The sequence below is a fragment of the Micromonospora sp. M51 genome (assembly GCF_018070305.1).
GTDB classification, from domain to species: domain Bacteria; phylum Actinomycetota; class Actinomycetes; order Mycobacteriales; family Micromonosporaceae; genus Micromonospora; species Micromonospora parva.
The window spans coordinates 1-21352 of the sequence record NZ_JAGPXZ010000018.1 but is presented as its reverse complement, the minus strand read 5'-3'; the positions used below and the strand labels follow the sequence as shown (position 1 = coordinate 21352).

The following is a 21352-nucleotide window of genomic DNA, read 5'->3' as shown; positions in this document are numbered from 1 at the left end:
TCCAGACCGGGCAGCCCACGGAACGGCTCCGGCACCTCCGGCGGCCCGGGGAAGGTCGCCTGGACGTCGCGTACGCCGAACTGCCGCAGGCCCAGACCGAAGCCGAGCATGCTGCCCAGCGCGTCGCCGTCCGGGTTGACGTGGCAGATCAGCAGCGTACGGCCGGTCGGCGGGAGAGCCCGCAGCAACGCCTCGGCCGCGGCCCAGTCCGCCTCGGCGGGGCCGAGCCCGGTAGCCCCGGCGAGCGGGGCGTCGGCGGTGCTGGTCACCGCGTTTCCCCACCCCGCGGGGAATCCTTGACGTCGGTGGCCTCGTCGGCCTCGTCCGTCTCGTCGGCCTCGTCCGTGTCGTCGTCCACCCGGTACGGCTGGGCTTCGCCCGCGTACTTCGCCTGGGCGGCGAGCCGCTGCACCTCGGCATCGGCGTTACGGGCGGCGGCGAGCAGGTCGTCGATGTGCTTGACCTGGTCCTGCACGTCGTCGAGGACGAAGGTGAGGGTCGGCGAGTGGCGCAGCCCGAGCGCCTTGCCGACAGTGCTGCGCAGCATCCCCTTGGCGCTCTCCAGCGCCGCGGCGGTGTCCGCCTGGGCCACCGAGTCACCGAGCACGGTGTAGAAGACCGTCGCGTCGCGCAGGTCAGCGGTAATCCGGGCGTCGGTGATGGTGATCATCCCGAGCCGCGGGTCCTTGATCTGGCTCCGCACCACCGACGCGACCCGCTCACGCACCCGTTCCGCGTGCCGGCGTACCTTGGCCGGAGCAGACATCTCGCCACCTCCACGGCGTCCTGCTCCCGGTCGGCCCGCGGGCCGACCGGCCAACATCTCGAACACTACCTTCGCGGCCGCGCCGGTCGCCCGGCACAGCCGGCACCATGGTCAGTCGTCGTCCGCCCCGTAGAGCCGGCGACGGACCGACAGCAACTCGACCTCGGGGCGCGCGGCCACCAGGCGCTCACAGGAGTCCAGCACCTCACGGACGTGCGTCGTCTCGGCGGCCACCACGGCCACCGCGAGCTGCGCTCGACCATGCAGGTCCAGCGCGCCCACCTCGGCGGCCGACACCTCGAAACGGCGCAGCGCCGCCACGATCGGCCGTACATATGATCTCTTGGCTTTGAGCGACCTGGAGTCGCCTGGCAGCAGCAGGTCGAAGACCGCGGTTCCGGTGAACATCGCCCCGGACGATACCGCCAACCCGCCCCGCATGATCAAGGGGTTTACGCCGGTCGGCGTAAACCCCTTGATCAGCGTGTCACTGCCGGATCAGGCGCGAACCTTCTCCCGCATCTCGAAGGTCTCGATGACGTCGCCGACCTGGACGTTGTTGTAACCACCCAGGGTCAGACCGCACTCGAAGCCCTCGCGGACCTCGGTGGCGTCGTCCTTGAACCGCTTGAGCGAGGTGATCGTGAGGTTGTCCGCCACGACCGTCCCGTCCCGAAGCAGTCGAGCCTTCGCGTTGCGTCGGATGACGCCCGACCGGACGATGCAACCGGAGATATTGCCGATCTTGGACGAGCGGAAGACATCGCGGATCTCCGCGGTGCCCAGCTCGGCCTCCTCGTACTCCGGCTTGAGCAGGCCCTTGAGCGCTGCCTCGATCTCCTCGATGGCCTGGTAGATGACGGTGTAGTACCGGATCTCCACGCCCTCGCGGTCGGCCATCTCACGGACCTTGTTCGAGGCCCGCACGTTGAAGCCGATGATCGTGACTGGCTCGGACGAGGCGCTCGCGAGCATGACGTTGCTCTCGGTGATCGCGCCGACGCCCCGGTCGAGGACCTTGAGCTGGACCTCCTCGGGGATGTCGAGGTTGAACAGCGCGTCCTCCAGGGCCTCCACCGAACCGGAGACATCGCCCTTGAGGATGAGGTTGAGCGAGGTCTTCTCGCCCTCCTTGAGCTGCTCCATGAGCGTCTCGAGGGTGGCCCGACCACGGGAGTTGGCGAATGCCGCCGCCCGCCGCCGTGCCTGTCGCTGCTCGGCGATCTGCCGCACCGTGCGGTCGTCCGCTGCGGCGAGGAACGTGTCACCCGCACCGGGCGGCGCGGTCAGACCCAGCACCATGACCGGACGCGCCGGCCCAGCCTCGGAGAGCTGGTTGCCGTTCTCGTCGAGCATGGCCCGGACCCGGCCGTGCGCCCCACCGGCGACGATCGAGTCGCCCGCCCGCAGGGTGCCCTTCTGCACCAGCACCGTCGCCACCGCACCGCGGCCCTTGTCCAGGTGCGCCTCGATGGCCACACCCTGCGCCGGCCCGTCGATCGGAGCGGTCAGCTCCAGCGACGCGTCGGCGGTCAGCAGGACGGCCTCGAGCAGCTCCTCGATGCCGATGCCGGGCTTGGCGGCCACGTTGACGAACATGGTCTCGCCGCCGTACTCCTCGGCGACCAGGCCGTACTCGGTCAGCTGCTGGCGGACCTTGTCCGGGTTGGCCTCCGGCTTGTCGACCTTGTTGACCGCGACCACGATCGGCACGTCGGCCGCCTTGGCGTGGTTCAACGCCTCGATGGTCTGCGGCATCACGCCGTCGTCGGCCGCGACGACCAGGATCACGATGTCCGTCACCTGGGCACCACGGGCACGCATGGCGGTGAACGCCTCGTGACCCGGGGTGTCGATGAAGGTCACCGCGCGGTCCACACCATCGTGCGGAACGTGCACCTGGTAGGCACCGATGTGCTGGGTGATGCCACCCGCCTCACCGGCCACGACGTTCGCCTTGCGGATGGCGTCGAGCAGCTTGGTCTTACCGTGGTCGACGTGACCCATGACGGTCACCACCGGCGCACGGCTGACCAGACGCTCCTCGGCCACCTCCGCGTCGAGGTCGATGTTGAACTGCGCGAGCAGCTCGCGGTCCTCGTCCTCCGGGCTGACGATCTGGATGTCGAAGCCCAGGTGCTCACCCAGCAGCTGCAGGGTGTCGTCAGAACAGGACTGGGTCGCGGTGACCATCTCGCCCAGGTTGAACATCTCCTGGACCAGCGAACCCGGGTTGGCGTTGATCTTGTCGGCGAAGTCCGACAGCGAGGCGCCACGGGAGAGCCGGACGACCTGACCCTGACCCCGGGGAGCACCCGAGCTCATGGTCGGAGCCGACAGGTTGTCGAACTCCTGTCTGCGCTGCTTCTTGGACTTGCGACCGCGCGTCGGCCGGCCACCCGGACGCCCGAAGGCACCCGCGGCACCGCCGCCACGGCCACGACCACCGGCACCCGGACGACCGCCGCCGCCAGCCGGAGCACCCGGACGGAAACCGCCACCGGGAGCACCGCCGCCGCCACCGGGACCGCCACGGTAGCCACCGCCACCGCCGGCACCCGCGCCGCCACCAGGGCCGCCGCGGTAACCGCCACCGCCACCGGCGCCACCGCCGGCAGCGGCAACCGCGACCGGAGCAGCGGCGGTGACCTCGAAGGTCTCCTCGAACTGCTTCACGAACTCAGAGAGCTCGATCAGCGTCATCTCCTTGAACGCGTCGAGCAGCTCGTCGGTGCTGAGCTTCGCCATGTCTGGCGTCCTTTCCTGTTTCTGTTAAGTAAGAACTGGTGCGCCGTGGGGGCCTCAGGCCGCCTCGGCGCCCTCCTTCTCGCGCTTGTCCTGCAGTGCAGCCGCCAGACGGGCGGTCTTCGACAGCGGGGCCTGGAACAGGGCCGCGGCCTTGCTCAGGTTGCCCTTCATCGCGCCGGCCAGCTTGGCCAGCAGCACCTCGCGGGACTCCAGGTCGGCAAGCTTCGTGACCTCGGCCGCGGAAATGGCCTTGCCCTCGAAGACACCGCCCTTGATGACGAGCTTCGGGTTGGCCTTCGCGAAGTCGCGAAGCCCCTTCGCCGCCTCGACGACGTCGCCCGAAACGAAAGTCAGCGCGGTAGGACCGGTGAACAGCTCGTCGAGGCCGGTGATGCCCGCGTCCGTCGCAGCACGCTTGGCCAGCGTGTTCTTCGCGACCGTGTAGCTGGTGTCGGCGCCGAGCGAGCGCCGAAGCTGGGTGAGCTGGGAAACCGTCAGACCGCGGTACTCGGTCAGCACGGTGGCGCCCGAGCTGCGGAAGCTCTCGGTCAGCTCAGCGACGGCCGTGGCCTTGTCGGCCCGGATCGGCTTGTCCGCCATGTCCCTCCTCTCTCGTTACTCGAGGCTGGTCCCCGTCTCGGCCGAAGCCGGAACGGGGGCGGAGGCAGCACGACAACGAAAAAGCCCCGGCGCAGGGCGCACGGGGCGAGGGCCGGCAGATCATCATGGTCGGCGGACCATGTGCACTGCCGAGTTACGCTTGCCGCCCTACGCGGGTCGCCCGTTGTCGCGGGACCTTCGACCGTGCCGGAGCACGGTGACCAGCGGTCTCTGGGTGGTTCCTCATCCATGAGAACACGGATGACTGTTGAAGACTACGCGCCCGGGCCAGCAGCACCAAATCGCCCCCTGTGAGCCGCGCCACCGACGCCGGTGGCGGTCAGCCCTGGGCCCGCCGCCGCCACAGGTAGCCGCCGACGACAGCACCACTCCAGGCCAACGCCCACCCGCTCAGCCCCAGCAGTGTCAGCGCGGCGGCCTCGCCGCCGGTGGTGCGCGCCGCCGCCATGATCGGCGGAGCCAGCCAGGGGGCCACCGAACCGGTCAGGCCGAGCACCACGGCGCCGACCCCGCCGAGGGCCAACACCGCGACGCCGTACCCGGCGCCGCCCACTGATGCCCGGCTGGCCAGCGCACCAAGAGCCACAGCAGCGGGTACGACCAGCAGGTGCGCCCACAGCCCCAGCGCGAGCCCGACCGGAATCGACCGGTCCCCCGGATCGACCGGGCCGGACACCCCGCCCACCAGCCACGGGAAGAGCAACGCGACGGCCACCGTCACCAGCGCCGCCACCGCTGCGGCGAGCAGCCCGGCCAGCCGCTCCCGCGCCACCCCGACCGTCACCTGCGCCAGCCGACGCTGCACGTCCGGCTCGACGTCCAACAGGATCTTGGTCTGCCAGGCGAGCACCGGGAAGAGCACGACAGCGGAGACGCCGTACGCCTCCGCCGGCTGGGCACGGCCACCGCCGTACAGGATGCCGAGCGTGATCAGGCCGGCGAGCAGCGGTGCCACCGCCCGGCCGGTACGCAGGAAACCGGTCAACCGCATCCGGATCAGGGCGCTCACCGGGCCTCCCCCGCCGCCGGCTCGACCGCCGCGTCGGCGGCCTCCGGCTGCCCGGTCACGCTGATCGGCGGCTCGGCGGGTGGGGCGGCGCCCGCTGCCGGGAGCGGCTCGGCGGGTCCGCCCTGGGGCACGGCGGTGGCGGCGTCGGAGCGTACCCGCAGCACCTGATGGCCCTCGGCGCGCAACCGGGCGACGGTGCCGGCGACCCGCGCGGCCGGCACCGCGACCTCGACCACGGCGATCGTCTCGTCCGTCGACGACGTCTCCTCGGCCAGCGAGCCGTCGGCCACCAACCAGCGACGCGCGGCCGGCAGCCGGACCGTCTCGCCGCGGTGGTCGCTCACCAGGACGGACCCGTCGGCGGCGAGCACCTCGGCGATCAGCTCGGGGACCAGCTCACGGGTGGTGGCATCCAGCCCCTCCCACGGCTCGTCGAGGACCAGCAGGCCCGGTGGGCGCAGCATCGCCTGGGCGAGGCCGACCTTCTGCGCGGTGCCCTTGGACAGCTCCGGCAGTCGGACCGAGCGGAAGGCGGACAGCCCGAGCCGGTCGATCCAGGAGGTCACCGCCTCGTCGGCCGCGGCCCTGCCCAGCCCCGCCACCCGGGCCATCCCGGTCAGATAGCGGGCCACCGTGAACGGTTGGTCGGCGGGAAACCGCTCCGGCACCCAGCCCACCCGCGCCGGCCGGCCGGAGACCCGGCCCCGGCCCGGACGGAGGACCCCCGCGGCCACCTGGAGCAGTGTCGACTTGCCCACCCCGTTGCGGCCCAGGACGATCGCCACCTCGCCGGGGCCGATCCGCACATCGATGCCCTGCAGCACCCACGGCCCCCGCCGGTGGTACCGCAACCAGACGTTCTCCAGCCGCATGGGCCCGAGCCTGCCACACCTCGAACGCGCCGGGGCGCCGCCACGGTCGTGGCGGCGCCCCGGTGGAGCGAACTGTCGACTCAGGCCTCGGCCTGGTCCTCCCGAAGGTTCTTCACCAGGTTCGGGTCGACCGGGACACCCGGGCCCATCGTGGTGGTCAGGATGACCTTGCGGAGGTACTTGCCCTTGGCCGCGGACGGCTTGGCGCGCAGCACCTCGTCGAGCACCGCCGCGTAGTTGTCCACCAGCTGGCCCTCGGTGAAGGAGGCCTTGCCGATGATCAGGTGCAGGTTGGAGTGCTTGTCCACCCGGAAGGTGATCTTGCCGCCCTTGATGTCCTGCACCGCCTTGGTGACGTCCATGGTCACCGTGCCGGTCTTCGGGTTCGGCATGAGACCGCGCGGGCCCAGGATCCGCGCGATCCGGCCGATCTTGGCCATCTGGTCCGGCGTGGCGATCGCCGCGTCGAAGTCGAGCCAACCACCCTGGATCCGGGCGACCAACTCGTCGGTGCCCACCTCGTCCGCACCCGCGGCGGCGGCCTCTTCGGCCTTCGCGCCGCTGGCGAACACGATCACGCGGGCGGTCTTACCGGTGCCGTGCGGCAGGTTGACCGTGCCGCGGACCATCTGGTCCGCCTTGCGGGGGTCGACGCCGAGGCGCATGGCGACCTCGACCGTGGCGTCGAACTTGACGTTGGTGGTCTCCTTGGCCAGCTTCACGGCCTCGGTGGGGGTGTAGAGCTTCGACCGGTCGATGACATCGGCGGCCTTGCGGTAGCTCTTGCTGCGCTGCATTGCTGATTACTCCTGTGGTCTCTGGCGGGCCGCTCGGCGCGAGCCCTCCCACGGTTGGGTCGACGGCCTGGGCCGACGTCAGTCGTTGACGGTGATGCCCATCGACCGGGCGGTGCCGGCGATGATCTTCTCGGCCTGCTCGATGCTGTTGGCGTTGAGGTCGGCCATCTTCTTCTCGGCGATCTCACGGAGCTGGCCGCGGCTGACCGCGCCGACCTTGTCGGACTGCGGAACGCCAGACCCCTTCTGCACACCGGCGGCCTTGAGCAGCAGCCGGGCGGCGGGCGGGGTCTTCAGCACGAACGTGAAGGACCGGTCCTCGAACACGCTGATCTCGGCGGGGACGATGTCGCCCCGCTGGGACTCGGTCTGCGCGTTGTAGGACTTGCAGAACTCCATGATGTTCACGCCGTGCTGGCCGAGCGCGGGGCCGACCGGCGGCGCCGGCGTGGCCTGGCCCGCCGGCAACTGAAGCGTGAACGTCTTGACGAGCTTCTTCTTCGGAGGCATGTCACTTCCTGGGGCTTGGAGCTGGGAAAAAGCGGCTGTCGCCGCCCTCGGGCGCGCACGGTCAGCGCGGTGCGACAGCGGCGACATTCAAGAGTAGCGCAGGCCGCAGCCCACTCGTCCGCCGAGGTCGAGCGAGAGCGCGTACGCCGACGTCGGCGGCGGGCCGGACCCGCCGCCGACGACCAGTCAGATCTTGGCGACCTGGTTGAAGTTGAGCTCCACCGGAGTCTCCCGACCGAAGATCGACACCAGCACCTTGAGCTTCTGCTGGTCGGCGTTGATCTCGCTGATCGTGGCCGGCAGCGACGCGAACGCGCCGTCGGTGACGGTGACGGAGTCGCCCACCTCGAAGTCGAGGACCTTGATCTCCGGCTTCGCCTTCTTCTGCTCGGTCTCGACGGCCGGCGCCAGCCACTTCAGCACCTCGTCGAGCGAGAGCGGAGCGGGCCGGTCAGCCCGGTCGGTAGCGCCGACGAAGCCGGTCACCCCCGGGGTGTTGCGGACACACGAGTAGGACTCGGCGGTCAGCTCCATCCGGACCAGGATGTAACCCGGGAAGACCTTCGCCTGGATCTGCGAACGCTTACCGTTCTTGACCTCGACCTCTTCCCGGGTCGGCACCTCGACCTGGTAGATGAAGTCCTCCATGTCGAGGCTCGTGATCCGGGTCTCGAGGTTGGTCTTGACCTTGTTCTCGTAGCCGGCGTAAGAGTGCACCACGTACCAGTCACCCGGCGCGTAACGCAGCTTCTGCCTCAGCTCCGCGACCGGGTCGTAGTCCTCGTCCGGTGCGGGCTCGGTCGTTGGGAACTCCGGCTCGCTGGCGGCCTCAACCGACTCGTCACCAGCCGCCGTCGCGACCGTGGACTGCTCGTCCACTTCTCCGGCGGTCTCGTCGTACTCAGGCACGCTCGCTCACTTCCGTCACTATGGCTGGAGGCAGCCGGTCAGTCCGAGTTGCCAAAGACAAACAACACGACCTTGGCGAAGCCGAAGTCCAGCACACCCACGATCGTCAGCATCACCGCGACGAACGCCACCACCACGGCGGTGTAGGTCAGCAACTCCTTGCGGGTCGGCCAGATGACCTTACGCAGTTCGGCTACAACCTCGCGGAAAAACCGGGCGATGCGCCCGAAGACGCCCACCCGACCCGTTTCCGACCGGGTGGTCGGCCGGCTGTCCGCCGACTCCGCCCGGGCGCGGGACCGCGTGGCGGTGCCACCCCGGGAAACCGGCTCGTCCGCGCCGGAGGCGTCGTCGTCGGCCACGTCGTCGACGATCTCGTCGTCCAGACGATCGTCGCCGTCGTCGTCGCGCCGCTTGTTGTCGGCCACTTCGCCCTCCGTCGCGGAATCTTGGGTCGCACGCCGAGTGGCGTACGCGGCGCTGGTCACGCCGGCCGGACCCAACCGTCCCGCGACGGGCCGCGGCCGGTGGATCAGCCGGAGGGCCCGATTGCCTCGGAACCACCCCGCCGATGCCACCACCACGGGCCGGACGCCGCCGAGCTGGCGGCGCGACCCACGGGAACGGTCAGGCCTGAGGCGCAGGGGTGACAGGACTTGAACCTGCAGCCTGCGGTTTTGGAGACCGCTGCTCTGCCAATTGAGCTACACCCCTATGCGGCAACACTCGCCCCACGCGGCCACAGACGACCGAGCAGGGGTCACTTGCCCCACGGCGGACCAGTGTACGGGTAGCCGCCCGACTTTCCCAACCGGTCTCTCCGCCACGCGTGGCGGGCTCTGTTCAGCGCGCCGACCGGATGGTTGCCCGCGCCTGTGACAGCACCTTCTCCCCCAGGCAGGTGGCGGTCACCTCCAGGCGGGTGAGACCATCCTCGGTCACCTCACGGACCCGCGCGGTGACCTCGATCTCGGTCCCCTGGTCGTCGTCCGGGACCACCACCGGCCGGGTGAACCGCACGCCGTACTCCACCACCGCGTCCGGCGAACCGGCCCACTCGGTGACCGCCCGGCCGACCAGAGCCATGGTGAACATGCCGTGGGCGATCACCCCGGGCAGACCCACAGAGGTGGCGACCCGGTCGCTCCAGTGGATCGGGTTGAAGTCGCCCGAGGCGCCGGCGTAACGGACCAGGTCCGCACGGGTCACCCGAAACGTCTGTGCTGGCAACTCCATCTCACGCCTCCCCACGGATGACATACCTGGCCCAGACCGCCACCACGGGCTCCCCGCCGACGGTGCTCACGTCGGTGCGGGTGGTCAGGAAGCCGTGCCCACCCCGGGTGCTGACGTCCTCGATGGTGTTCGTGCAGACCAGCTCGTCGCCGGCGAACACCGGCCTGGTGTACGCGAACCGCTGGTCGCCGTGCACCAGGCGGCTGTAGTCGACACCCAGGGCCGGGTCCTCGATGATCTGGCGGCTCGCGGCCATCGTGACGATCACCGGGAAGGTCGGCGGAGCCACCACGTCGGGGTGGCCCAGCGCCTGCGCGGCCTCCGGGTCGTGGTGGGCCGGATCGGTGGCGCCGATGGCGGTGGCGAACTCGCGGATCTTTTCTCGGCCCACCTGGTAGGGGGCGGTCGGCGGATAGGTCCGGCCGACGAAGGAGGCGTCCAGAGGCATGCGGCGAACCTACACGGAAAGCCCAATCGCCGACCTGATCGGTAGGCGGCGGCTGAGCCGCACCACACCGGTCAGATCGGCGATCGGAAAAGCTTCGACGGTGGCCGGCCAAAGGCCGGCCAGCGATCAGCGGGTCTCGCGGTGGACCGTGTGCCGACCGTCGCGCGGGCAGAACTTCTTCAGCTCGATGCGGTCGGGGTCGTTGCGCCGGTTCTTGCGCGTGATGTAGTTGCGCTCCTTGCACTCCACACACGCCAAAGTGATCTTCGGCCGGACATCGGTAGCCTTCGCCACGGCGGAGTGCCTTCCTCGCTAACGGAAACAACTACGACGCGCCAGCCTAGACGCTGACAGCGCGGACATGCAAAGTGGGCGCCAGAAGCGCCCATTCTTACGACCACCGGCAACTAGCCCGGAAGACGAGAGTAGCGGTGGCCGGACTTGAACCGGCGACACAGCGATTATGAGCCGCTTGCTCTACCATCTGAGCTACACCGCTGCGATGGGTCCAGCTGAACCCTCGAGCCCCCTTACGGAATCGAACCGTAGACCTTCTCCTTACCATGGAGACGCTCTGCCGACTGAGCTAAGGGGGCCTGCGCGATCTCCCCGTGGGGCGCGCAGGAGTAAGAGTACACGGCCCGGCTCGACAGGTGAAATCGGATCCCCCGTGATCGTCCGCGCCCTGCTCAGGGCACGACTCGGAGGCGCGGCAGCTCCCCGTTGGAGATCGTCTCCGGCTCGACCTGGGCACCGAACCAGGCAGCCAACCGCTCGTACGGCAGCGGCCTGCTGAACAGGAAGCCCTGCCCGATCTCACAACCGATGTCCTGGAGAAGCTCCAGGGTCAACTCGCTCTCCACCCCCTCGGCCACCACCGCCAGGCCGAACTGCTGGGAGAGAGTCACCACCGCGTTGACGATCGCCAGGTCCCCCGGATCGGTAGCCATGCCCTGCACGAAGGAGCGGTCCACCTTCACCTCGTGCACCGGCAGCCGCCGCAGGTGCGCCAGGGACGAGTCGCCGGTGCCGAAGTCGTCCACCGACAGCCGTACGCCGAGATCCCGCAGCCGTTGCAGGGTGGGAATGGGCCGGTCCGTGCCGTCCAGCACCCCCGACTCGGTGATCTCCAGGGTGAGGCGCTGCGCCGGCACCTTGTACTCGGTCAACAACTCCTGGACCCGGTCCGGGAAGTGCTGGTCGATGAGCGTACGAGCCGAGAGGTTGACCGCGATGGGCAGCGGCTGGTCGGCCAGGGCCCAGTCCCGACTGCGGCGCAGGCCCTCGCGCAGCACCACCTCGGTGAGCCGGCTCAACTGGCCGGTGTGCTCGGCCACCGCCACGAAGTCCTCCGGCGCGACGGTGCCGTGCGCCGGGTGCTCCCAGCGGGCCAGACACTCGACACCAACCAGGCGCCGGTCCCGCAGCGTCACCTTGGGCTGGAAGTAGACCTCCAGCTCGCCCTGGTCCAGTGCTCGGCGCAGATCGCCGGCCAGGCCCAGCCGGCGCAGTGAACGGGACTCCAGCGCGGGGTTGAACAGCTGCACACTGCCCGGCACCGACTTGGCCGCGGTGGCCGCGAGGTCGACCCGAAGCAGCAGGGTCGCCGCGTCGCTGCCGTGATCCGGGTGTACGGCCACCCCGACGGCGGTGTTCACGTCGAGGGTGAGCGCGTCGAAGACCATCTCGTCGCGGATCTGGTCGCGCAGCTGGGCGGCCAACTCGAGCGCGGCCTCGGCGCTCTCCAACCGCAGTGTCACCAGGAACTCGTCCCCGCCGGCACGGCCCACCAGAGCCGACGACGGTGCGCTGGCCCGCAACCGGTTGGCGACCTCGGTGAGGACCTTGTCGCCGGCGGCGTGACCCAGGGACTCGTTGACCTGGCGCAGCCCGTCGACGTCGAAGAGCAGCAGCGCCACCACCTCGCCCGGCGCGCGGATCTTGACCGACTCGTCCAGCGCTCCGGTGATCCGTCGCCGGTTGGGCAGCCGGGTCAACGTGTCGTGGTGCGCGTCGTGCCGCAGCCGGTCGACCAGTCGCGAATTCTCCAGGGCCACGGCGGCGTGCGCGGAGACCGTCTCGAAGATGGGGATGTCACCACGGGTGAAATGACCGACATCGCTGAGCCGATTGGCGACCTCCAGGGTGCCGATGACCGCCTGGCCGGACCGGAGCGGCACCACGATGACGTCCTTGATCTTGCTGTGGCTCAACGCCTGGCGCTCGTTCGCCTTCTCGTCGAAAGCACGCCCCACCGCGATGGTCCGCCCCTCGTCCGACGCTCGCTGCCGAAGGGACGCCGGCGTGGGTACGACATCCAACAGCCCCGAGTCGTCGACCCGGGCGGTGAGCAGCACCTCGGGATGGCGGCCCTGGGCGGGCAGCCACAGCGTGGCGTACTCGGCCTGCATCAGGGCCCGGACCCGACCCAGGAGCGCATCGACGAGGGTGCCGTCCTGGCCGCGCTCCCCGATAGCGCGGGTGAGGTCGTACATCGCGGCCAGCGTCCGGTGTTGCCGGAAGAACTCCGCGTAGGAGCGGTAGACCAGGACCAGTGCCGCACCGAGAGCGGCCAGCAGCACCAACGACCACCAGGTGGTGGTGACGGCGATCAGGATGATGAGACCGAGCGAGACGTTGATCGCCGCAGTGAGCAGAGCGGGACGTGCGGTGCGGAGAGAGTCCCGTCCGGCCTGCCAGCCCTGCAGGAGGGTGTGCACGCCGACGATGCCGAGAAGGCTGACCAGGATCACCGCGGTCACGGCCGCGAAGAGACTCAGCCAGGTGCCGGGGTCGTCCACCTCCTTCGACGGCGGTAGCGCCTGAAGGAGGAGGACGGCGAGAGAGGTCCCGGCGGCAGCCTTGGCTACGTTGAACCAGAACTTGACAGGCGCGAACCGGTGCCGCGTCTGCGTGAGCATGGACGCCACCGTGTAGATCGCGACGACGGTCAGCGGTGGCAGCAGAAACAGCGCTAACACCAGCGGAATCTCGGTCAGGGTCATGCCGAACGACTGCCGCCGGACCACAAAGTTGAGGACCGGCATGCCCACGGCGGCCATGGCGACCAGCAACAGGAGCGCGAGGAGCCAGTCACCGAAGGGCTGGGACGACACCAGCCCCGTGACGATGGAACAGATCGCGGCGAAGAACACCAGTGGCGCGGTGATGAACCATGCACGATCCGCCGAACGACGTCGCGATCGATCACGCGGAGCCATACCGCTCCCTACGGCGCCTGCGGTTTACCGCCCTTGGCTTGGGGTGAGCTGAACGAGTCAGCGACCGCTGCCGACGATAGTGCCTTCCGGAGCGACGGTCCAGATGAGATCGATGGCCTGAGCTCCGCGAGCACTGCTGTCATAGAGGCCAGCGGGGAAGGCGACGATGGCGGCGGCAGCAAGAACAAGGAGGAGAGACCCACCGAGTCGGCCTAGCCTTCGACCAGACATGATCGCTCCTGTCGGGAGATGTACAGCGTTGATGGAGGTTCCACGATCGTGCCACAGCGCGGGCAGCCAGAGAAGTGGTGGTCGCCCGACTGGCCCCACCGTCTGTTACTTCCCGCCGTTCGGCCTACCGCCCCCAACGCACCGGGCCAGATCACGAGCCTGCAGGTCGCTTAACCGTTTCACCCAGTGTTGAATGCGACCTTCAACGCAATTCGGGTCCAGCTGTAGGCACTGCCACATCCGGTACGACGGTCACCGTCAGCAACGCTCAACAGCCCGCGACGAACGCGCGCCTCCGATCCGACCATCGACCACCATACCGGCTCTCCGCCATCCCGCCAGTACCTCGTCGGGTTCATTTCAGTTTGGTCGCCAGCAGAACGAACGCTGACCACAGGCAGGGTATGCGCAGCTAGGCGTGGAACTTTCATCGATGACGACAGATACGAAAAGCGCTGATGTGGCGAAGTCGCCATCGATGTGGGCGCCGACCTACCGCCACGCGCACCAACACTGACCACCGCGACGCCCGCACCTCGGCTTCAGTGCTTCGCCAGCGTGCGCCCACAGCGGGAGAATTCGGCGGTCAGCCGACTTTGGCCGCAGGCCGACACGGTGCCGGCTGTTGGGCCGGAGGCGGCGACATGTCCGGCCGACCGCTCGTGCGATCGGGCCCCGTGTTGACTCGTGCCGGCGACAATATCGGCGCACGGCGATGTCGCGTTGATGGCTTGCCCTCGAAGCGAAAAGACGCCCACGGCAAGGCGGCACGGAAGCAGCGAGGACTCGCGAGGCCGCCCGGAGCGCGCGGTCATCCACCGCCACATCCAACAGCGATGGACAGCACGGACAGCCGTCCCGCCCGGAACGCGGTCAGATGCTCGGTCGTCAGTTGGTACGACATGGGTGGATCACTCGTCTTCCAGCGATCGACGTGCACGAAACAGCCGTGCCAACTGCCGTAGCCGATCATCTCGAAATCAGGGAAGGCCGGATCCGTTGCTGGAGCGCCGACAACGAGCCCTGGTCCGGACACGCGGGCGACGACGTTGTCGTCCGGAGGGCCGACGAAGATCGCGACTGCGGCGCGCTGCTCGGCGGGTGCTGTACCAGGATCGATGTAGTCGTGCACCCGCTCGTAACCGCGCACGCTGATCTGAGACACATAGCCTTGCGCCTCAGTCGCAGGGGCGTCTCTCACCTTGAGCACGCCGAAACAGCAGGCGGCAACGGCGACAACTGACAGCAGCCAGATACGCCAGCGTCGCGAACGAACCTTGACGTGTGTGTCAGTGGCATCGTCGGGTCCAGGCACGACGACACAGTAGGCCGGCCGACCCGCGCATGGGTGGGGCTCAAGGTCAACAACGCCGAACGGACGGGCAATCCCGCGCCGTTCCCGGACCAGTAGTTGCAGGGCCGGCCGGTCACCAGCGGGCAGCCGGCGCGAGCAGGCTTTTCGGACAGCACAGCCGGCTGAGCGCACTCCTCCAACCTGAGGCGGGATCACCGACAAGGCGGGGCACCTCCGCTCGGGGAACGTCAGCTATGCCAACGGAGGCGAAGAGACCATCACCTGCCCCGAGCTGGCCCCCGGCGCCCGAGTCGATTTGCTTGAGGCTGGCCCGGCCCACCTCGGTCAACGGCTTCAACCAGTCGTCAACTGCTGGACTCGGCCGGACCAACGACAACGGCCCCCGATCAGCATCTCTGCTGGTCAGGGGCCGTGTCTGCACCTGGTGGCGGGTAGAGGATTCGAACCTCTGAAGCTTTCGCGACGGATTTACAGTCCGCTCCCATTGGCCGCTCGGGCAACCCGCCAGGGCACCCCACCGCGTCGCAACGCGGCGGCGGAAGCAAGAATAGCGGCTCCCCCCGGCACCGACGCAACCGGGTACCGTCAGGGGGTCGTGCCGCTGGTCGGCGGCCGACGGCAGGCCCAGACCGCCGGACAGCAGGAGCAGAAACATGGCAGCGAACCCGTCGTTCGACATCGTGAGCAAGGTTGACCGTCAGGAGGTCGACAACGCCCTTCGGCAGGCGGAGAAGGAGCTTGCGACGCGGTTCGACTTCCGCGGCACCGGCGCTGAGATCTCCTGGTCGGGCGAGGAGGCGATCGGTCTTCAGGCGGAGACCGAGGAGCGTGTCCGCGCCGCGCTGGACGTGTTCAAGGAGAAGCTCGTCAAGCGGAACATCTCGCTGAAGTCGCTGGATGCTGGGGAGCCGCGCCCGTCGGGCAAGATCTTCAAGATCGACTGCAAGGTGATCCAGGGCATTGAGGCGGACAAGGCCAAGGCCATCAGCAAGAAGATCCGCGACGAGGGTCCCAAGGGCGTGCAGGCGCAGATCCAGGGCGACCAACTGCGGGTGACCGGCAAGAAGCGCGACGACCTGCAGGCCGTCATCTCGCTGTTGAAGGGCGAGGATTTCGGCGTGGCCCTTCAGTTCAACAACTACCGCTGACGGCTGTCCACGGCGAGCCGACCTGGGGACGCAGCGCATCCGGGTGAGATCGACTCGGGTTCCTGAAAGTCGGGGCATCCAAGCGACTGGGTCACCGCGACATTCAGAAACCTGAGTCGATCAAGCACGATCCGACCACAGCACGGGCCGACCGAGACGCCCGCTAGGTACGCACGTGGTCAGGCGGGGACGGGCTGTTCGGTGCGTACCGCTGTGGTTTCCGCGCGGGCGATGGGCCCGGCGGGCAGTGCGGCGACCACGGCACCGACGGCGACCGCCGCCCCGGCGAACAGGAACGCCCAGCGGACGCCGCCGGCGTGGTCCACGATCACGCCGGCCACCGAGCCGCCGGCCGCGCTGGACGCCACCGCGACGGTGACCACCCAGGTGTACGCCTCGTTCAGCATGCCGGTCGGGGCGATCCGGCCGACCAGGGTGTTCTCCAGGGTCAAGGCGGGCGCGATGGTGGCCCCGCCGGCGACCAGGGCGACACCCAACGCCAGCGGGGTGGGCATCACCGCGAACACGGCGAAGGTGGCGGCCAGCGCGGCGAGCAGGAAGGCGAACTGCCGGGTCATGTTCGGTGCTGGCCGGCGGACGCCGAACCAGAGCCCGCCGAGGGCGCTGCCGATCCCCCAGACCGCGAGGAGCACACCGGCGAGGCTCTCCGGGTCGTCGGTGGCGTGGTCGCTCGCGAACGCCGGCACGATCACCCCGGCGGCCCCGAACGCGATGCCCAGGCCGGCCACGCAGATCAGCAGGGCCGGGAAGCCGGGGACCCGCAGCGGGCCGAGCCCGCGGGCGTGGTGTTCGCGCGGGTGCGGGCGCCAGCCGCGCATGACCCGGCCGAGGGCCACGGCGGTCGTGCCGAACAGGGTGACCACCGCCGCACCGATCAGCGCGGCTGACGCGTCGGCGACGAGGACGAAGCCGGCGACGAGCAGTGGGCCGAGGACGAAGACGATCTCGAAGAGGGTGGTCTCGGCGGCCATTGCCGTGTTGCGCAGGTGGGAACGGCCGGAGTTCGGGCTGGTCAGGTCGTTCCAGGCGCCTCGAATGGCGGCGGTGAGTGGCGGGTAGGTGGCGCCGGCCACGCCTGCGGCGAGGTAGATGACGGGGAGAGCGTCGTCGCCGGAGCGGCTGGCCAGCAGCAACCCGATGAGCGCCAGCGGGTGGGCGACGGCGGTGAGCAGCAGGACGGGGGTGGGGCCGACCCGGTCGGCGACCCGTCCGGCTATCGGGCTGAGCGCGGCACCGGCGAGGGCGTAGATGCCGCCCGCGATGGCGGCCAGCGAGTAGCGCCCGGTCACCTGTTCGACCACCAGGAGCAGCGCCAGGGGGGTCATACCGATTCCGAGCCGCCCGATGATGCCGGTGACCAACAGCATGGGCGCCCCGGGGATCCGCCAGACACCCAGGTACTGACGCAGCGCGGTCACCGTGAACCTCCCGAGGGTGTAATGAGCGTGAGCCGTTATGACCCTAACGCCACCGCCGGGCGGGTAGACAACGGAAATACAGCAGTCCGCCCGTACCCGGCGTGGCCGGGTACGGGCGGAGGCGGTCGATCAGCGGGTCAGCGCTGGAACTGGACCGGCCCCGAGTTGCGGGCCATCTGCTCCAGCCGGGCCACGCGGTCCTCCCTCTTCGGGTGCGGGGAGAAGAGCGCGGCCATGCCGCCACCCCGGAACGGGTTGGCGATCATGAGGTGGGCGGTGCTGGTGAGCTGGCCCTGGGCCGGCAACGGCCGGCGTCGGGCAACCGCGTCGATCTTGCGCAGCGCGCTGGCCAGGGCCAGCGGGTCGCGGCTCAACTCGGCGCCCGAGGCGTCCGCCTGGAACTCGCGGCTCCGGCTGATCGCCAGTTGGATCACCGTGGCGGCGATCGGGCCCAGGATCAGAGTGAGCAGCAACACAGCCGGGTTCGGGCGGTCCTCGTCGTCCCCGCCGCCCAGCGGGATGAAGAAGGCGAGGTTCGCCAGCAGGGTGATGATGCTGGCCAGGCCGGCCGCCACGCTGGAGATCAGGATGTCCCGGTTGTAGACGTGGGACAGCTCGTGCCCGATCACACCGCGCAGTTCGCGGTAGTCGAGGATCTCGGTGATGCCCTGGGTCACGCAGACGGCCGCGTGCTGCGGGTTACGACCGGTGGCGAAAGCGTTGGGCTGCGCGGTCGGGCTGACGTAGAGGCGCGGCATCGGCTGCCGGGCGTCGGCGGCCAACTCCCGGACCATCCGGTACAGCTCGGGGAACTGCGCCTCGGTGACCGGTTGCGCCCCCATCGAGCGCAGCGCGAGCTTGTCGGAGTAGAAGTAGGTGACGCCGTTCATGACCAGAGACACGAGGACGGCGATGACCAGGCCGCCGCTGCCGCCGAACCAGTAGCCCACCGCCAGGATCAGGGCGCTGAGCAGGCCAAGCAGCGCTGCGGTCTTCAGACGGTTGTGGTGCACGATGTCTCCTTCGGTGCACGGATCGCCGGGATCCGCTGACCGGTGTAACAACCCGGTACCCACCAACCATCCGTTACAACGCTGAGAGTTCACTGAGACCGAAGTCGCAGGTCAGGTCAACGGCCGGCCAGGTCGAGCACCAGTTGCGGGGCGACACCCAGCACCACGGCGGCCACCGTCGCCACCGCCAGCACCACCGCCACCACACCCACCACGGGTACGGCCGCAGCGCCCCCGACGTTCGGGGCGGCGAGGGGCGTCGGTGCCCACAGCGCGGCGGTCACCCGCAGGTAGTAGGCGAGGCCGATCACGGCGTTCAGCGCCACCACCAGCGCCAGCCACGCCGCGCCACCGTCCAACAGCGCCCGGACCACTGTCACCTTCGCGAACAGGCCGGCCAGCCCCGGCGGCAGACCGGCCAGACCCACCAGCGCGAGACCGAACGCCGCAGCCCGCCACGGATGCCGGCGGGCCGCGCCGCGCAGGTCGTCCACCGTGCCGCCGTCCGCGCCCGCCGGCCGCAGGGCCGTCAACCCGGCGAAGGCGGCAAGCTCCAACACCACGAAGAAGACGGCGTACGCCACGGCGGCCGCGTACGCGGCGGACCGCGCCTCGTCGGTGCGCCCGGCGGCCATCGCCAATGCTCCCTGCGGGGCGAGGATGTAGCCGGCCTGCGCGACTGACGACCAGGCGAGCAGCCGGACGGTCCGCCGCTGACGCAGCGCCACCAGGTTGCCCACGGTCATGGTGAGCACCGCGAGCACCGCGAGCACCGGGCCGGTCTGGTCGGCGGGCAACGCCCGCTGCACCACGGCGAGGAGGGCGATCAGGCCGCCCAGCTTCGACGCGGTGGACAGGTACGCGGCCACCGGCAGCGGCGCGCCGTCGTAGGTGGCCGGCGCCCAGGCGTGGAACGGCACCGCCGCCACCTTGAAGGCCAACCCGACCAGCAGCACCGCCACCGCGGCGCTGGTCAACGGCAGGTCCCGCAGCTCAGGCTGCTCGGCGAGCAAACCGCCGAGCCGGTCCAGGTGCAGCCCGCCGGTCACCGCGTACAGCAGCGCCGCGCCGAGCAGGGTCAGCGTCGTCGCCACCACGCTGACCACGAAGAAGGTCAACGCCGCCTCGGCGCTGGCGAGGCTCCCCCGACGCAGGCCGACCAGCACGTACAGCGGCAGGGTCAACGTCTCCAGGGCGACGATGAGCGTGATCAGGTCACCGGCCGCGCCGAGCACCACGCCGCCGGTCATCGAGCAGGCCAGCAGGAAGGCGTACTCCCCGACCGGTGACCACCCGGCCCGCAGCGCGGGCACCGACAGCCCGAGCACACCCAGCGTCAGCAGTGCGACCACCGCGCCGACCAGTGCCGCGCGACCGCCGAAGATCCATGAGCAGTCGGCGCCCACGCAGAACGTGCGCCGCTCGGCACCCGCCCCGACCAGCGCGGAAGCGACGGCGGTGCCGAGCGCGCCGAGGGCTGCCACCGCGATGGTGGCCCGTGGCCGCGCCACGAGCAGGTCGGTGATGAGGACGAGCACGGCCGTGCCGGCGGCCAGGTAGGCCGGGAGCAGCGCGACGCTGTCCACGCTCTGCACGACGTTCATGGCTTGACCACCCCGATGAGAGCGTCGACCGGGGCCTCGGCGACACCGAGGACCAGTGTCGGCGCCAGCCCGATGGCCAACGCGAGCAGCACCAGCGGCACCCAGGCGGTCAACTCCGCCCCGGCCAGGCCGGCGCCGACCTGCCCGACGGCGGGGCTCGGTCGGTTGTGGGTGACCTGGCGCAGCAACCGCAGGAAGTACGCGGCGGTGAGCGCCCCACCGACCGCCGCCAGCACCCCGAGGGTCGTCCAGAGCGGGCCGCCCACCTGCAGTGCGGCGACCACCGCGAACGCCTCACCCCAGAAGCCGGCCAACCCGGGCAGGCCCAGCGACGCGATCGCCGCGAACGCGAGCAGACCCGCCAACCGGGGCGCGGTCTCCCGCAGCCCGGACAGCTCCGCGAGCGCACCCGTGCCGGTACGGTCCTTCACCGCCCCGGCCAGGAAGAACAGCAGGCCGGTGATCACGCCGTGCGCGACGTTGCCGATCAACGCCGCCTGGATGCCGGTGGCGGTCAGCGTGGCGACGCCGAGCAGTACGAAACCCATGTGCCCCACGCTGGAGTACGCGATGAGCCGCTTCACGTCCGACTGGGCCAGGCAGACCAGCGAACCGATCAGGATCGCGGCGACGGCCAGCACGCCGAGCACCGGCGCCGCCCAGCGGGCACCCTCCGGCGCCACCCCGACCGCGACCCGGATCAGACCGTACGTGCCCATCTTGAGCAGCACACCGGCCAACACGACACTGCCCACGGTGGGTGCCTGGGTGTGCGCGTCGGGCAGCCAGGAGTGCAGCGGCCACAGCGGGCTCTTCACCGCGAAAGCCAACGCCAACAGCGTGAACGCGGCCAACTGGGTGCCCCTGGACAACCCCGCCCCACCGGTCAGCGTCACCAGGTCGGCGGTGCCGGCGGCGGCGACCACGACGTACACGCCGACCAGCAGCAGCACCGACCCGAACAGTGTGTAGAGGGCGAACTTCCGGGCGGCCCGACGCCGGTCCGCGCCACCCCAGCCAGCGATGATCGCGTACATCGGCAGCAGGACGACCTCGAAGAAGAGGAAGAACAGCACCAGGTCCAGGGCGAGGAAGGTGCCCAGGATGCCCATCTCGACCACCAGCAGCAGCGCGACCAACGCCCGGCCGCTGCCGCCGCCGGGCACCCGCCACATCGTGTACGCGCAGCAGAGCAGCGTGAGTAGCGCCGTCAACACCACCAGCGGCCAGGAGATGCCGTCGACGCCGAGGTGGAAGCGCAGCTCCAGACCGGGCACCCACGGCAGATCCAGTTGGTGCCACGGGCGCACCGCCGGGGCGCCAGCCGACCAGGCGACCCAACCTCGACCGCCGAACACCAGCGGCACCGCCGCCAGCAGGGTCAACGCCGCCGCGATCGTGCCGACCAGGCGGGCTGCCCGGTCCCGGGGCGTTGCCGCCACCGCGACGGCGCCCTCCGCCGGCA

General features: G+C 70.0%; 21 protein-coding genes and 4 tRNA genes. 1 reads left to right on the top strand and 24 read right to left on the bottom strand.

The genetic code is table 11. The annotated features are described in order from the left end of the window. The 20 genes from KBX53_RS02305 to KBX53_RS02205 form a co-directional block, all read right to left on the bottom strand. Positions 1-269 (bottom strand): bifunctional oligoribonuclease/PAP phosphatase NrnA (locus tag KBX53_RS02305; protein WP_369009996.1); only part of this gene is annotated, 269 nt, incomplete at its 3' end. Further along, positions 266-766, bottom strand: a complete 501-nt coding sequence (rbfA, locus tag KBX53_RS02300) for a 30S ribosome-binding factor RbfA (RefSeq protein WP_210857646.1) — start codon at positions 764-766, stop codon at positions 266-268. The genes rbfA and KBX53_RS02305, both read right to left, overlap by 4 nt. 111 nt (positions 767-877) lie before the next feature. Then, a complete protein-coding gene (locus KBX53_RS02295; RefSeq protein ID WP_030337604.1) occupies positions 878-1174 on the bottom strand; it encodes a DUF503 domain-containing protein in 297 nt (98 codons plus the stop codon). A gap of 90 nt (positions 1175-1264) precedes the next feature. Further along, a complete protein-coding gene (gene infB, locus KBX53_RS02290) occupies positions 1265-3514 on the bottom strand; it encodes a translation initiation factor IF-2 (RefSeq protein ID WP_256443301.1) in 2250 nt (749 codons plus the stop codon). A gap of 54 nt (positions 3515-3568) precedes the next feature. Further along, positions 3569-4114, bottom strand: coding sequence for a 50S ribosomal protein L10 (gene rplJ / locus KBX53_RS02280; protein WP_030329872.1), 546 nt, complete (start codon positions 4112-4114; stop codon positions 3569-3571). A 340-nt stretch (positions 4115-4454) separates the two neighbouring features. Next, positions 4455-5144: a hypothetical protein gene (locus tag KBX53_RS02275; protein WP_210857645.1), complete on the bottom strand. Its 690-nt coding sequence runs from the start codon at positions 5142-5144 to the stop codon at positions 4455-4457. Beyond that, the gene (locus KBX53_RS02270; RefSeq protein WP_036411012.1) at positions 5141-6016 is read right to left on the bottom strand and encodes an ABC transporter ATP-binding protein; all 876 of its coding nucleotides are present in this window, start codon (positions 6014-6016) and stop codon (positions 5141-5143) included. The genes KBX53_RS02275 and KBX53_RS02270 overlap by 4 nt, the downstream gene beginning before the upstream one ends. Before the next feature lie 80 nt (positions 6017-6096). Continuing rightward, complete coding sequence (gene rplA / locus KBX53_RS02265) at positions 6097-6813, bottom strand: 50S ribosomal protein L1 (protein ID WP_030329866.1); 717 nt, start codon at positions 6811-6813, stop codon at positions 6097-6099. Between the two features lie 78 nt (positions 6814-6891). Beyond that, entirely contained in the window at positions 6892-7323 is a 432-nt protein-coding gene (gene rplK, locus KBX53_RS02260; protein ID WP_030329864.1) for a 50S ribosomal protein L11, read from the bottom strand. Positions 7324-7509: 186 nt separating this feature from the next. After that, positions 7510-8232, bottom strand: coding sequence for a transcription termination/antitermination protein NusG (gene nusG, locus KBX53_RS02255; RefSeq protein ID WP_030329862.1), 723 nt, complete (start codon positions 8230-8232; stop codon positions 7510-7512). Between the two features lie 38 nt (positions 8233-8270). After that, entirely contained in the window at positions 8271-8660 is a 390-nt protein-coding gene (gene secE, locus KBX53_RS02250) for a preprotein translocase subunit SecE (RefSeq protein WP_030329860.1), read from the bottom strand. Between the two features lie 213 nt (positions 8661-8873). Next, a tRNA-Trp gene (locus tag KBX53_RS02245) sits at positions 8874-8946 on the bottom strand. A gap of 129 nt (positions 8947-9075) precedes the next feature. Continuing rightward, positions 9076-9468, bottom strand: coding sequence for a MaoC family dehydratase (locus tag KBX53_RS02240; RefSeq protein ID WP_030329858.1), 393 nt, complete (start codon positions 9466-9468; stop codon positions 9076-9078). A gap of 1 nt (position 9469) precedes the next feature. Continuing rightward, a complete protein-coding gene (locus KBX53_RS02235; RefSeq protein ID WP_030329856.1) occupies positions 9470-9916 on the bottom strand; it encodes a MaoC family dehydratase N-terminal domain-containing protein in 447 nt (148 codons plus the stop codon). Between the two features lie 126 nt (positions 9917-10042). Beyond that, positions 10043-10210, bottom strand: a complete 168-nt coding sequence (gene rpmG / locus KBX53_RS02230; protein WP_007073056.1) for a 50S ribosomal protein L33 — start codon at positions 10208-10210, stop codon at positions 10043-10045. A 132-nt stretch (positions 10211-10342) separates the two neighbouring features. After that, positions 10343-10415, bottom strand: a tRNA-Met gene (locus KBX53_RS02225). 24 nt (positions 10416-10439) lie between these two features. After that, a tRNA-Thr gene (locus KBX53_RS02220) sits at positions 10440-10512 on the bottom strand. Positions 10513-10605: 93 nt separating this feature from the next. Then, positions 10606-13137 carry a bifunctional diguanylate cyclase/phosphodiesterase gene (locus KBX53_RS02215; RefSeq protein WP_030329854.1) on the bottom strand — a complete coding sequence of 844 codons (2532 nt, stop codon included), beginning with the start codon at positions 13135-13137 and terminating at the stop codon, positions 10606-10608. A gap of 1042 nt (positions 13138-14179) precedes the next feature. Then, positions 14180-14683 (bottom strand): hypothetical protein, encoded by a 504-nt coding sequence (locus tag KBX53_RS02210; RefSeq protein WP_210857644.1) that lies wholly within the window; start codon positions 14681-14683, stop codon positions 14180-14182. A gap of 422 nt (positions 14684-15105) precedes the next feature. Beyond that, positions 15106-15189, bottom strand: a tRNA-Tyr gene (locus KBX53_RS02205). A 147-nt stretch (positions 15190-15336) separates the two neighbouring features. Here KBX53_RS02205 and KBX53_RS02200 point away from each other — a divergent pair. Further along, a complete protein-coding gene (locus KBX53_RS02200) occupies positions 15337-15831 on the top strand; it encodes a YajQ family cyclic di-GMP-binding protein (RefSeq protein ID WP_030329827.1) in 495 nt (164 codons plus the stop codon). A gap of 179 nt (positions 15832-16010) precedes the next feature. Here the strand turns inward: KBX53_RS02200 and KBX53_RS02195 are convergent, their stop codons facing one another. The 4 genes from KBX53_RS02195 to KBX53_RS02180 all read right to left on the bottom strand — a co-directional run. Further along, positions 16011-17270, bottom strand: a complete 1260-nt coding sequence (locus tag KBX53_RS02195) for an MFS transporter (protein WP_030329826.1) — start codon at positions 17268-17270, stop codon at positions 16011-16013. 137 nt (positions 17271-17407) lie between these two features. Next, positions 17408-18283 (bottom strand): zinc metalloprotease HtpX, encoded by an 876-nt coding sequence (htpX, locus tag KBX53_RS02190; RefSeq protein WP_210857643.1) that lies wholly within the window; start codon positions 18281-18283, stop codon positions 17408-17410. Between the two features lie 116 nt (positions 18284-18399). Then, positions 18400-19887 (bottom strand): NADH-quinone oxidoreductase subunit N, encoded by a 1488-nt coding sequence (locus KBX53_RS02185; RefSeq protein WP_210857642.1) that lies wholly within the window; start codon positions 19885-19887, stop codon positions 18400-18402. Next, a partial coding sequence (locus KBX53_RS02180; RefSeq protein WP_210857641.1) for a NuoM family protein occupies positions 19884-21352 on the bottom strand: 1469 nt, incomplete at its 5' end. The genes KBX53_RS02185 and KBX53_RS02180, both read right to left, overlap by 4 nt.

Coding starts and splice junctions, on each gene's coding strand:
- rbfA (WP_210857646.1), bottom strand. CDS start 766: ATGTCTGCTCCGGCCAAGGTACGCCGGCACGCGGAACGGGTGCGTGAG.
- KBX53_RS02295 (WP_030337604.1), bottom strand. CDS start 1,174: ATGTTCACCGGAACCGCGGTCTTCGACCTGCTGCTGCCAGGCGACTCC.
- infB (WP_256443301.1), bottom strand. CDS start 3,514: ATGGCGAAGCTCAGCACCGACGAGCTGCTCGACGCGTTCAAGGAGATG.
- rplJ (WP_030329872.1), bottom strand. CDS start 4,114: ATGGCGGACAAGCCGATCCGGGCCGACAAGGCCACGGCCGTCGCTGAG.
- KBX53_RS02270 (WP_036411012.1), bottom strand. CDS start 6,016: ATGCGGCTGGAGAACGTCTGGTTGCGGTACCACCGGCGGGGGCCGTGG.
- rplA (WP_030329866.1), bottom strand. CDS start 6,813: ATGCAGCGCAGCAAGAGCTACCGCAAGGCCGCCGATGTCATCGACCGG.
- rplK (WP_030329864.1), bottom strand. CDS start 7,323: ATGCCTCCGAAGAAGAAGCTCGTCAAGACGTTCACGCTTCAGTTGCCG.
- KBX53_RS02240 (WP_030329858.1), bottom strand. CDS start 9,468: ATGGAGTTGCCAGCACAGACGTTTCGGGTGACCCGTGCGGACCTGGTC.
- KBX53_RS02235 (WP_030329856.1), bottom strand. CDS start 9,916: ATGCCTCTGGACGCCTCCTTCGTCGGCCGGACCTATCCGCCGACCGCC.
- KBX53_RS02215 (WP_030329854.1), bottom strand. CDS start 13,137: ATGGCTCCGCGTGATCGATCGCGACGTCGTTCGGCGGATCGTGCATGG.
- KBX53_RS02200 (WP_030329827.1), top strand. CDS start 15,337: ATGGCAGCGAACCCGTCGTTCGACATCGTGAGCAAGGTTGACCGTCAG.
- KBX53_RS02185 (WP_210857642.1), bottom strand. CDS start 19,887: ATGAACGTCGTGCAGAGCGTGGACAGCGTCGCGCTGCTCCCGGCCTAC.